Origin of the sequence: Halalkalicoccus jeotgali B3 (genome assembly GCF_000196895.1) — an archaeon.
GTDB classification, from domain to species: domain Archaea; phylum Halobacteriota; class Halobacteria; order Halobacteriales; family Halalkalicoccaceae; genus Halalkalicoccus; species Halalkalicoccus jeotgali.
In genome coordinates this window covers 2,067,369-2,077,010 of the sequence record NC_014297.1, presented here as the reverse complement: position 1 = coordinate 2,077,010, position 9,642 = coordinate 2,067,369, and the positions used below count along the sequence as shown (strand labels likewise).

General features: G+C 66.3%; 14 protein-coding genes and 1 tRNA gene. 8 read left to right on the top strand and 7 right to left on the bottom strand.

Features of this window, described 5'->3' with window-relative positions:
* Positions 1 to 36: 36 nt before the first annotated feature.
* Positions 37 to 1,167, top strand: coding sequence for a PQQ-dependent sugar dehydrogenase (locus HACJB3_RS10850; RefSeq protein ID WP_008416818.1), 1,131 nt, complete (start codon positions 37 to 39; stop codon positions 1,165 to 1,167).
* On the opposite strand, the gene HACJB3_RS21070 is transcribed toward HACJB3_RS10850, so the two are convergent.
* The gene (locus HACJB3_RS21070) at positions 1,164 to 1,298 is read right to left on the bottom strand and encodes a hypothetical protein (protein WP_008416819.1); all 135 of its coding nucleotides are present in this window, start codon (positions 1,296 to 1,298) and stop codon (positions 1,164 to 1,166) included. The genes HACJB3_RS10850 and HACJB3_RS21070 overlap by 4 nt on opposite strands.
* 182 nt (positions 1,299 to 1,480) lie before the next feature.
* Here HACJB3_RS21070 and HACJB3_RS10845 point away from each other — a divergent pair, with 182 nt between their 5' ends.
* Entirely contained in the window at positions 1,481 to 1,687 is a 207-nt protein-coding gene (locus HACJB3_RS10845) for a hypothetical protein (protein WP_008416820.1), read from the top strand.
* A 1-nt stretch (position 1,688) separates the two neighbouring features.
* On the opposite strand, the gene msrA is transcribed toward HACJB3_RS10845, so the two are convergent.
* Entirely contained in the window at positions 1,689 to 2,228 is a 540-nt protein-coding gene (msrA, locus tag HACJB3_RS10840) for a peptide-methionine (S)-S-oxide reductase MsrA (RefSeq protein WP_008416821.1), read from the bottom strand.
* 157 nt (positions 2,229 to 2,385) lie between these two features.
* Between msrA and HACJB3_RS10835 the strand changes: the two genes are divergently transcribed.
* Positions 2,386 to 2,769 (top strand): hypothetical protein, encoded by a 384-nt coding sequence (locus HACJB3_RS10835; protein WP_008416823.1) that lies wholly within the window; start codon positions 2,386 to 2,388, stop codon positions 2,767 to 2,769.
* 61 nt (positions 2,770 to 2,830) lie between these two features.
* On the opposite strand, the gene HACJB3_RS10830 is transcribed toward HACJB3_RS10835, so the two are convergent.
* Positions 2,831 to 2,905, bottom strand: a tRNA-Arg gene (locus HACJB3_RS10830).
* Between the two features lie 45 nt (positions 2,906 to 2,950).
* Positions 2,951 to 3,265 carry a hypothetical protein gene (locus HACJB3_RS10825; protein WP_008416824.1) on the bottom strand — a complete coding sequence of 105 codons (315 nt, stop codon included), beginning with the start codon at positions 3,263 to 3,265 and terminating at the stop codon, positions 2,951 to 2,953.
* Between the two features lie 168 nt (positions 3,266 to 3,433).
* Here HACJB3_RS10825 and HACJB3_RS10820 point away from each other — a divergent pair, with 168 nt between their 5' ends.
* Positions 3,434 to 3,790 (top strand): hypothetical protein, encoded by a 357-nt coding sequence (locus HACJB3_RS10820; protein WP_008416825.1) that lies wholly within the window; start codon positions 3,434 to 3,436, stop codon positions 3,788 to 3,790.
* Here HACJB3_RS10820 and HACJB3_RS10815 read toward each other — a convergent pair.
* Positions 3,787 to 4,884 (bottom strand): NAD(P)/FAD-dependent oxidoreductase, encoded by a 1,098-nt coding sequence (locus HACJB3_RS10815; RefSeq protein ID WP_008416828.1) that lies wholly within the window; start codon positions 4,882 to 4,884, stop codon positions 3,787 to 3,789. The genes HACJB3_RS10820 and HACJB3_RS10815 overlap by 4 nt on opposite strands.
* 21 nt (positions 4,885 to 4,905) lie before the next feature.
* Positions 4,906 to 5,871, bottom strand: a complete 966-nt coding sequence (mvaD, locus tag HACJB3_RS10810) for a phosphomevalonate decarboxylase MvaD (RefSeq protein WP_008416829.1) — start codon at positions 5,869 to 5,871, stop codon at positions 4,906 to 4,908.
* A gap of 153 nt (positions 5,872 to 6,024) precedes the next feature.
* On the opposite strand from mvaD, the gene HACJB3_RS10805 reads away from it, so the two are divergent.
* From HACJB3_RS10805 to HACJB3_RS10795, 3 genes are read left to right on the top strand one after another with little or no spacing between them, the layout of a single operon-like run.
* Positions 6,025 to 7,212 carry a sugar-transfer associated ATP-grasp domain-containing protein gene (locus HACJB3_RS10805; protein ID WP_008416830.1) on the top strand — a complete coding sequence of 396 codons (1,188 nt, stop codon included), beginning with the start codon at positions 6,025 to 6,027 and terminating at the stop codon, positions 7,210 to 7,212.
* Between the two features lie 48 nt (positions 7,213 to 7,260).
* A complete protein-coding gene (gene nth / locus HACJB3_RS10800) occupies positions 7,261 to 7,944 on the top strand; it encodes an endonuclease III (RefSeq protein WP_008416831.1) in 684 nt (227 codons plus the stop codon).
* Between the two features lie 55 nt (positions 7,945 to 7,999).
* Complete coding sequence (locus HACJB3_RS10795; protein ID WP_008416832.1) at positions 8,000 to 8,230, top strand: hypothetical protein; 231 nt, start codon at positions 8,000 to 8,002, stop codon at positions 8,228 to 8,230.
* Between the two features lie 6 nt (positions 8,231 to 8,236).
* Here HACJB3_RS10795 and HACJB3_RS10790 read toward each other — a convergent pair whose 3' ends face one another.
* A complete protein-coding gene (locus HACJB3_RS10790) occupies positions 8,237 to 8,713 on the bottom strand; it encodes a DUF7321 family protein (RefSeq protein WP_008416833.1) in 477 nt (158 codons plus the stop codon).
* 88 nt (positions 8,714 to 8,801) lie between these two features.
* Here HACJB3_RS10790 and HACJB3_RS10785 point away from each other — a divergent pair, with 88 nt between their 5' ends.
* Positions 8,802 to 9,596, top strand: a complete 795-nt coding sequence (locus tag HACJB3_RS10785; RefSeq protein ID WP_008416834.1) for a DUF7319 domain-containing protein — start codon at positions 8,802 to 8,804, stop codon at positions 9,594 to 9,596.
* The last annotated feature ends 46 nt before the right edge of the window (positions 9,597 to 9,642 follow it).

Below are 9,642 nucleotides of genomic sequence, written 5' to 3'. Positions count from 1 at the left end.
CGGCGGGTTTTTGCCCCCGACGTCCCTCGGTGGGGTATGTTCCCGACACGTCGGCGCGTCCTCGTGGGCCTCGGTGCGGCGGGCCTCGCGGGCTGTCTCTCCGGCGACCGCGAGACCGAACCCGACGCCACCACCGTCGAGACCGAGGTGGTCCTCGCCGGCCTCGATACGCCGTGGGACCTCGCGTTCGACGACCGAACGATCTACCTCTCGGAGCGACCGGGCCGGATCAGCCGGGTCGTCGACGGGGAGCGAGCGACCGTGGTCGAACCCGATGCGACCGAGGACGGCGAGGGCGGGATGCTCGGAATCGCGATCGATCCCGACGGGGAGTTCCTCTACGCCTACTACACGCGCGAGTCGGAGAACCGCGTCGTCCGGTACGCCCTCAACGCGCCGGGGGATCCCGAACCGGTCATCGAGGGGATCCCGGCGGCGGAGATCCACAACGGCGGGCGGATCGATTTCGGCCCCGAGGGCGACCTGTGGGTGCTGGCCGGCGACGCCGACGACCCAAACAGCGCCCAGGACCCCGAATCGCTCGCCGGGTCGGTCCTCAGACTCACCCCCGAGGGCGAGCCCGCCGCCGGCACCGACCTGCCCGACCCGCGGGTCTACACCTACGGCCACCGCAACCCCCAGGGGATCGCGTGGCTCCCCGACGGCACGCCCCTGATCGCCGAACACGGCCCGAGCGCCCGCGACGAGGTCAACAGACTCGTCGGAGGCGAGAACTACGGCTGGCCCGCCGCACGCGACGGCGAGGAGTATCCCGGCACCGACTTCGCACGCCCGCTGGTCAACACGGGTCCGGACGTGACGTGGGCCCCCTCGGGGATGAGCTACCACGACGGCGACGGGGTCGAGGACTGGGAAGGCCGCTTGCTGATCGGCGGGCTTCGCTCCCAGCAGGTAGTCGTCCTCTCGCTGTCCGACCCCGGCCAGCAGCCCCCAGAGGGAACCACCTACGACGACGAGTGGCTCGACGACGCCTACGGGGCGACCGCCACGGCCGCCCTGCAGGGCGAGATCGGGCGGATTCGCCACGTCGCGAGCGGGCCGGACGGCACGTACGCGCTCACGTCGAACCGCGACGGGCGGGCGTACGGCCGGTTCCCCCGCGAGGAGGACGACGTGCTCGTTCGCCTCTCGACCTCGACGGGTTAGCGCCTCGCGACGCGGTAGGTGACGCCGACGTCGCTCGTCGAGAGGTCCGCCTTCCGCCTGCTGGCCTCGCCGTGGCTCTCGAAGGGCCCTTCGACGACCGTCTCGCCCGTCAGGACGTAGTACTCGGCCACACAGTTCGTTTGTGGATCACACACATATCGGTTTCGCTGCCCACGATACCTGCAGTTGCAAGCCGAATCGTTAGATATTCCCGACGGTTCCGTTCGGACACGATCGAACCGATCGACTGGGACCGCTTGCAGGTCCCACCCGAGGGCCGCTCTCGGGTTCGATCTCGAATTCATCTAGCATAATGGGCCACTCACGACAATCGAACTCGAAAGGCGAACTGCGTTCACAGCCAGCACCCGGGACGGGCGATCCGCCGACGAACGACGCCGGCGAGTACGTCTGCGGTCGTCGCTGCGCGAACGGGACCCGCTGTCTGATAACCGTCTCGTTGCCCTCGATATCCTGTCACCAACACGACCAGTCCGAACCGGTCGTCACCGAGAAGTAGCTCAGGGCGCCCGCAACTCGGCTTCGAACCGTTCCCGTAGTTTTGCGAGTTTCGGCTCGATGGTCACCGTACAGTAGCGGTTCTCGGGGTTGTTCTCGTAGTAGTCCTGATGGCCCGGTTCGGCCTCGTAGAACGTCTCGAGTGGTTCGATCTCGGTCACGATCGGGTCCTCGTAGGCACCCGACTGTTCGAGGTCGGCGACGAACGATTCGGCGATCTCGCGCTGGCGCTCGTCGTGGTAGAAGATCGCCGAGCGATACTGGCTTCCCACGTCGGGGCCCTGTCGGTTCAAGGTGGTCGGGTCGTGAACGGTGAAAAACACCTCCAGTAGCTTCGGATAGCTGAGTCGGTCGTCGTCGTATGTGAGACGAACGGCCTCCGCGTGGCCGGTCTCGCCGCTACAGACGGCCTCGTAGGTCGGTTCCTCGACGTGGCCGCCACAGTATCCCGAGGTCACGTCGACGACGCCGTCGAGTTCCTCGAACACCGCCTCGATACACCAAAAACAGCCACCGGCGACGGTCGCGACTGATTCTCCCATCGTCCCCGATTGGGGACCCCCGGTGTTAAGCCTCGCCCCTCCGGCGACCCGTCCGAAACAGTATTCATGCGGCCGGCCGATACCTGTAGACGACAGGGTCGGTCGTCCGCGAGGCGTACCACCGGGATGATCGACCGCACTCACAGCGCATCGAACCATGACCGACGAACTCCCAGACCCCGACCGACGGTCACTCGGCGGACTGACGCCGGATCTCACGACCACCCCGCCGAACGCTGACGCCCGAACCGACGTCGGCGCTCACATCCGTCGCTCCTACGCGAGAACGCTCCGTCGAACGGTGATACGGGCCGTCCGGGACGGCTACGACGGCGTGGACGTCTCCCACACCGAGATCCAGTACGTGGGTGAGGGCGCCGGACTGGACGTCTGGCGGGCCGAACCATGGACGGACGACCCTCCAACACTCCCTGCGGGGCGGGGCCGACGGTACGACTTTCGGTACTACGACCGGCCTGCGCTTCTCAACCGACTCGAACGTGGCGAGTGGCCGCTGCTCGCCGAAGTCCGGTGCCGATAATCGAGACACGAACGCCAGGTCGTGATGCCGTCGCTTGGATCCGAAGCAACGGGAAAACGCATGGGCGCTGCAGGATTTGAACCCGCGGCAACTTGGTCCGAAGCCAAGCACTCTGTCCAGACTGAGCTAAGCGCCCGACATCCTCGGTTCGAGGTAGCCGTTCTTAAGTCCCGCGATTTCCCTACAGACACGCCAGCCCGCCGGCCACCATCAGGGCGATCCCGATCCCGAGCCCGCCGTAATTGATCGCGCCGGTCGGTGCCGTGAGTTCGCTGTAGACGATCAGCGGGATTGCGAGCACGACGAGCCCACGCACTACGGTTCGAAGGCGATTCGACTTCGACGGGTCGCCCGTGGCTTCGAAGGCCCGTCTGCTCGCCGCGAGCTCTCCCGCTCGCTGCGGGCAGTCGTGTTCGATCGAGATCCGTCGCTCGATCAGCTCTCGCCACGCCCGTTCGTCGGGGCTCGCATCGCCACCGACCGAGCCATCGGTCATCGACGTCGGTTTTTCCCCGGTGGATTTAACCCTTTGTCAGACGCGCCGGATCGTCTCATCCGACCATCAGGTACCTGACGACCGCTCGATTGGTACCCGAACGGTCGTGTTCCGTACCTTGGAATATCCGGCACGAGGTATAATAGGGTGTCCGGTGTATGAGAGGACATGGTAGTCGGATCGATCGTTGCGTTCGTCGTTGCACTGCTCGTTGGCGGGTTGGCGATCTACTTCGGCGCCAACGTCGTCATTGACGTTCAGGACTACAGTCACGCCGTCGTCACGGCCCTTCTCGGGGCGATCGCATGGGGGTTGACCGCGTGGATCCCCCTGTTCGGGCCGATCATCGCGCTGATCGTCTGGGTCGGCGTCATCAACTGGCGGTATCCCGGCGGGTGGGTCGACGCCGCGATCATCGGTATCGTCGCGTGGCTCGGCGCGCTCGTGTTGCTGTTCGTCCTCAACGCCGTCCTCGGCCCGATCCTCGGCTTCAGCGTCGGTGCGTTCGGCGTTCCGGGCGCCTAATCGGACGCGCCGAGTTCCTCGTTGAGGAGGTCGACCGCGTTTCTCACCGCCCCGATCGACGAGAGGTAGCCGGCGCCGACGCTGGCTTTGAGCGCCAGCGCCGACCGCCCCTGCAACACGGTCGGCCCGACCTGTGCGACCGCGCCGTCGCCGACGCTGACGAGCCAGCCCGGCGAGTCGAACGCGAAGCGTTCGGGGCGGGGGGCGAACCCGTCGGCGTTTCCGCCCGCGAGCGCCGCGAGGTGTTTCGCGACGACGCGAGCCTCGCGGATGGCCGCCTGTGCGCTCGCGGGCACCGCCTCGCCGTCGTCGTCCACGACGCGAGCGGCGTCGCCGACCGCGAACGTCCGCGAGTCGAGCCGGAGGTCGCTGCGGACGGCGGGGCGTTCTCCGCCGAGGGCGCTCGGTCCGCGGATCCCGCCGGTCCAGACGAACGTATCGTAGGGGATCTCTCCGTCGTCGGTTTCGACCGCGCGTTCGCTCGCGCGCTTGACGGTCGCTCCCGTCCTGACCTCGACGCCTCTCGTTTCGAGTTCCTCCCGGACCGCCGCCTGGAAGTTCGCCGGGAAGTTCGGTGCGACGGCCTCGAACCGTTCGAGGAGCGTAATCAAGGGGCCCGAATCGAGTGCAGCCAGTTCGCCCGCGACTTGCACACCCGAAAGCCCCGCCCCGCCGACGACGACCCGCGAGCCGTCCACGACACGCTCGCGGATCCGATGGGCGTCTTCGAGGCGTTTGAGGGGGATCGAGTGTTCCTCGACGCCCGGCAGGTCGTAGTAGTTCGTCTCCGCGCCGAGACAGACCGCCGCGTAGTCGTAGGCGATCTCGCCGTCCGCACAGCGAATCACGCGCTCCGCTCGGTCGACGGCCTCGACGACGTCCTCGCGTACCGTGACGCGCTCGAACAGCGAGTCGAGCGGGAGACGGATCACCTCGGCCAGGTCGGGTCGGCGGATCACCCGGTGGAGTTCGTGCTGGATCAGGTGATAGGGGTCCCGATCGACCAGCACGATCTCGGCGTCCGAAAGCGCCCGCTCCAGTCGCTTTGCCAGCGTCACCCCTGCGTAGCCCGCCCCGCAGACGACGATTCGCATACTCGCGCTAGGATCGGGAGCTTAAAAGAGGTGGTCGTCGACCGTACGGGCCGGACCGCCGACCTCCCAGACGTGGGTCTCGACGCCCGCCTCTGCCACTTCCGCTTCGACCCGCTGGACGTGTTCCTCGGTGGTGTTGACGTAGACGCTCGCGCCCGTGTCCGTCGAGTAGTAGACCGGCACGCCCTCGTCACGAAGCTCCCGAACCCGATTGAATATCTCGATAGTCTCGGGCTGCCAGTAGACCCACCCCGCGGGCCCGGTCATGGTCGTCGCCGCAAGCGACAGCGAGTCGTGCTCGGCCAGTTCGAAGGTCCGGTCGAAATCCCCTTCGCGGAGTGCGTCCCGGAGCTCGGCGATCTGGCCGTGCATGTGGGCCATCCGCGCCCCGAACATGTGGCTGTCGGCGGCTTCTTCGTGGGCCTGCTCGGTCTCCTTATACGAGGGGACCAGCCCGGCGACGATCCGCAGTTCGTCTTCGAGCTCGGTTTCGATGCGCTCGGAGCGACAGTCGGCGTCGTTCAGCCCAGTACGCAAGTGACTGAACGCGCCCGTGACCGCGCGCGCGGCCGAGGACGACCCCCGCCGGGCGACCGTCGAGATATCGGGCCGAGAGAGATCGAGTTCGGCCGCATTACACAGCGCCATCGCCGCCGCCGCAAAGCCCGAGGAGGACGAGCCAAAGCCGACGTTCGACCGAAAGGAGTTCTCGCTTTCGAGGCGCACCCGGTCGTCGATACCGGCGAGTTCGCGCACCCGATCGACGACCGCCGCGACGCGCTCTTTTCCCCGCCCTGAGAGTTCCTCACCGTCGACGACGTAGACGTCCTCGGTACGGTCCTCGAACCGGGCGGTCGTTTTCGTGTGACTCGGCGCGGTACAGACGCTGATGGAGTCGTGGTAGGGTAGTCTGAGCTCCGGGTCGCGCATCCCGTGGTACTTCGCGAGCCCCTGGATGGGATGGGCGACGGCCGTGATTTTCCTCATACTCCGACCGGCGGGTGACGCCCGCATAAACGCTACGCTGTCGGGACGAACGCCACGTTTCGATACGGCGAGCGAGGTCAATCCCACCCGCTGGCACTGACCAGTAAGGTATTGCTTTCGTAACCCGTCTCCGCGTTTAGAGGACTCGTGTCGATGACAGAACTACCGGGGCTGCTTCGGGGTTTCGACCCACGCCCGAGCGTCGTTGCACCCGCGGCGACCGTCGCAGAATACCTTCTCCCGTCCCCACACGAACGCTGGGCGGTGCTCGCGCGCGACGAACTGACCGAGCCGTCGCCGCCCGTCTCACCCGCCAAACGGCGCTGGCTCTATCGGCACGGCTTTCGCGCTCGTGCTGCTCACCTCTATGACTTCGAGACCTACGGGCCCGAGGAGTACCTCTCGGATGCCGCACGCTACGTCGGTGCGTACTACCTCAACGGACCGTGGCGCGACGCGATCGACAACAAACTGCTCTGTCACCTGCTTCTCTCGGGGTTCGACGAGCACCGCCCGTCGGTTTACGGGCTGCTCAAGGGGGGTCGGCTCCACCCAATCGACAACTCGGCCCTCCCCCGCTCGGACGGCGGTCCGCTCGCAGGGGTCGTCGCTCGTCCGGAGAACTCGGTTCCATCGGCCGTCGACGGAACCGACTGGGTGCTCGACCGTCTCGAACGCGACCGGCTGGTCTGCAAGCGATTCAAGGGCGGTTCCGGAAAGCAGGTGTTGATCCTCGCCTCGAAGGACGGCGAGTATACGGTAAACGGCGACCCCCGTTCTGAGGGCGAGTTGCGCGAGCGACTCGGGAAACTGGACGACTACCTCGTGACCGAGTACGTCACACAGGCGCCCTACGCCGCGGACGTCTACTCGCCGTCGGTCAACACGATGCGCGTGGTGACGATGTACGACGAGGAGTCCGGCGAGGCGTTCGTCCCGGCCGCGACCCACCGCTTTGGCACCGCCCGCTCGGGCGCGCTCGACAACTTCTCGCAGGGCGGCCTGTCGGTCGGCGTCGACCGTGAGACGGGGCGGCTCGGGGCCGGTATCCAATACCTCCCGCCGGACCTTCCCGAGGAATTCGAACGCCATCCCGATACGGGCGAGCGAATCGTCGGCCGCGAGGTCCCGGGCTGGGAGGCGATCAAAGCGGACCTTCTCGCCATCGCGGATCACCTCTCGTACATTCCCTACATCGGGTGGGATCTGGTCGTCACCGATGCGGGGGAGTTCTCGATCATCGAGGCAAACAACAACACCTCCGCGCTGATCCAGGTCCACGAGCCCTTGCTTCGCGAGGACCGAACGCGGCGGTTCTACAAGCGCCACGGCGTACTCTGATCCGGATCGAACCGAACCGCTCAACACCCCCGGACGGCGAGTCGGGATATGGGAACGCCACTAGAGTCGCCCGACGAACAGACCTCCGAGGTGGTCGATCGCCTCTCGGCGGAGTATCCCGATACCACCATCTCGCTCGACTTCTCGAACCGCCTCGAACTGCTCATCGCGGTGATCCTCTCGGCTCAGTGTACCGACGAGCGGGTCAACGGGGTGACCGCGGACCTCTTTTCGAAGTACGATGGCCTCGAGGACTACGCGAACGCCGCCCAGGAGCAACTGGCCGAGGACATCTCCTCGATCACCTACTACAACAACAAGGCGGGCTACATCCGCGAGGCCTGCGCGATCATCATCGAGGAGCACGACGGGGGGGTTCCGGATACGATGGACGAACTCACCGACCTGCCCGGTGTCGGGCGCAAGACCGCAAACGTCGTCCTCCAGCACGGCCACGAACTGGTCGAGGGCGTCGTCGTCGATACGCACGTACAGCGTCTCACACGCCGGCTGGGAATCACCGAGGAGCGCTCGCCCCAGAAGATCGAACGCGAACTGATGGCCCTGCTCCCCCGGGAGCGCTGGCAGGCGTTCACTCACCTCTGTATCAGCCATGGCCGGGCGACCTGTACGGCCCGGAACCCAGACTGTAGCGACTGTGTCCTCGAGGATGTCTGTCCGTCCTCGAAAATCGATAGCGAGGTCGATCTGGCGAGCGGCGAGGCCTGGTAGGCCTGCGGGCGCGGGGCCAACGGTTTTTGTTCTCGGCCGAGAAGGGGCGGGTGTCATGACCGAATCCGACGACCACGGCCGGGACGTCGAACTGGCAAAGGAGAAGGACGAGAAGGGCGAACCCGAGGAGGAACTCGACGGGAAAGCCGAAGAGGAACTGCAGGAACAACGCGAGGAGGAAGCCGAGGAGAAACTCGACGCCGAGGACGAACAACGCGAGGCCGCCGCCGAGGAGACGGCCAACCCCGACGCCCACCGCGACGAGCGTCCGTACAACAACCGCTAGAGGGCCCTAGAAGTACGCCAGAGCGTATTGGGTGATGCCCAGTAGGTACGCGATCAGCCAACACAGCACGTACCCGATGACGCCGATCCGCAGGCGAAAGCGCCACGCGCCCATGTTCTCGTGGAGGTCGTCGATATCGACGTCCTGAGCGGGGTCGCCGTAGAGGTCGCGGCTGTGTTTCGCTTGGAATATCCTGACGATCCCCGTCAGCGCGAACAGCAAGAAGGCGTACGCCTGCACCCCGAAGATGGCGTGTACCGCCCGGAGCCCCGAGAGGCGCTCGAACAGGCGGGGGGCCATCCAGCCGACGACCGGACCGGTGGTGAGCACGAGGCCGGCGAGAATGTACGTGAGATGTCGTGTCAACACGTCCCACGTGACGGGATCGTTCTCGATGATGATCCACGCCCCATAGAGGTAAAACGGGAAACTTACCGTGACCAGCAGGGCAGTGATCGTCGCCCAGAGGACAGCGTCGGCCATCGTTCTTCGTTGGGCCGGCCCCGCGTTAAGCGACCCGGATCGGTTCGTCCCGGAACACGTATGCCCGCGCCGATCCAACCGACGGACAATGGCTGACGGTCGTTCCTCAGAGCGCGAGGGCTCCCGACGGAACCCGGAGGCGGACCCGGTCCACGAGGAGTTCGACTTCGAGGAGTTCGGCCCCGAGGACATGGCTCGCATGGACGCCGACGACTGGGACGCGGCGTTCGACCCGGAGTCGTGGATCACCGGCGAAGCGCTGATCGACCGCGTCGAGGCCGACCTCAAGTCCCGGATCGCCAACCGGGACGTCTTCGCCGTCTTGGAGCGCTTCGAGGGGCCACCCCGATTGCTCGCCTATTCCGACGAGGGCTACGCCATCGTCTATCCCGACGGGAGCGTCGAGGGGGAGGGAACGGTCGTTCGGGACGTGAACCCGACGGTCGCGCTCTGTTCGATGGACGACTACGAGGTGCCGGACCCACCCGCCGACTGGTCGCTTCCGGACCCCGAGTCGGTGCCCGAGGGGAGCGGCGATCTGGGCAACAAGATGCTGCAGGTGATCGCTTTCGGACTGTTGCTGGCCGGACTGGCGGCGATCGCCGGGCTGATCGTCGGCGACATGGGCGGGTCGGCAGTGATCGTCATCGTCATCGCGGTGATCTTCATCGCTGCGAGCGTCTTCCTGTTTCTGGTGGTCGCAAACGCCCGGCTCTCGGACCGGTTTCGCGCGGTCGAGTACAGAAACCGCCTCCGGGCCGCGGGCGCCTCCACAGGCGAGCGCCCCGCGTTCGTCCCGATTGAGGACGACGAAATCGAGGCGCTTCCCGAGGACGACGGCCACGAAAAACCGCCGTCGTCGGGCGGTTCGAACGGGAACTGAACCTCACGGTCATCGGTGGGTTTAAGCGAACACGGTCCTGACTCCC

Excerpts from the sequence above, each read along its gene's own strand:
- HACJB3_RS10850 (WP_008416818.1), top strand. The coding sequence starts at position 37 with ATGTTCCCGACACGTCGGCGCGTCCTCGTGGGCCTCGGTGCGGCGGGC.
- HACJB3_RS10845 (WP_008416820.1), top strand. The coding sequence starts at position 1,481 with ATGGGCCACTCACGACAATCGAACTCGAAAGGCGAACTGCGTTCACAG.
- msrA (WP_008416821.1), bottom strand. The coding sequence starts at position 2,228 with ATGGGAGAATCAGTCGCGACCGTCGCCGGTGGCTGTTTTTGGTGTATC.
- HACJB3_RS10835 (WP_008416823.1), top strand. The coding sequence starts at position 2,386 with ATGACCGACGAACTCCCAGACCCCGACCGACGGTCACTCGGCGGACTG.
- HACJB3_RS10825 (WP_008416824.1), bottom strand. The coding sequence starts at position 3,265 with ATGACCGATGGCTCGGTCGGTGGCGATGCGAGCCCCGACGAACGGGCG.
- HACJB3_RS10820 (WP_008416825.1), top strand. The coding sequence starts at position 3,434 with ATGGTAGTCGGATCGATCGTTGCGTTCGTCGTTGCACTGCTCGTTGGC.
- HACJB3_RS10815 (WP_008416828.1), bottom strand. The coding sequence starts at position 4,884 with ATGCGAATCGTCGTCTGCGGGGCGGGCTACGCAGGGGTGACGCTGGCA.
- mvaD (WP_008416829.1), bottom strand. The coding sequence starts at position 5,871 with ATGAGGAAAATCACGGCCGTCGCCCATCCCATCCAGGGGCTCGCGAAG.
- HACJB3_RS10805 (WP_008416830.1), top strand. The coding sequence starts at position 6,025 with ATGACAGAACTACCGGGGCTGCTTCGGGGTTTCGACCCACGCCCGAGC.
- nth (WP_008416831.1), top strand. The coding sequence starts at position 7,261 with ATGGGAACGCCACTAGAGTCGCCCGACGAACAGACCTCCGAGGTGGTC.
- HACJB3_RS10795 (WP_008416832.1), top strand. The coding sequence starts at position 8,000 with ATGACCGAATCCGACGACCACGGCCGGGACGTCGAACTGGCAAAGGAG.
- HACJB3_RS10790 (WP_008416833.1), bottom strand. The coding sequence starts at position 8,713 with ATGGCCGACGCTGTCCTCTGGGCGACGATCACTGCCCTGCTGGTCACG.
- HACJB3_RS10785 (WP_008416834.1), top strand. The coding sequence starts at position 8,802 with ATGGCTGACGGTCGTTCCTCAGAGCGCGAGGGCTCCCGACGGAACCCG.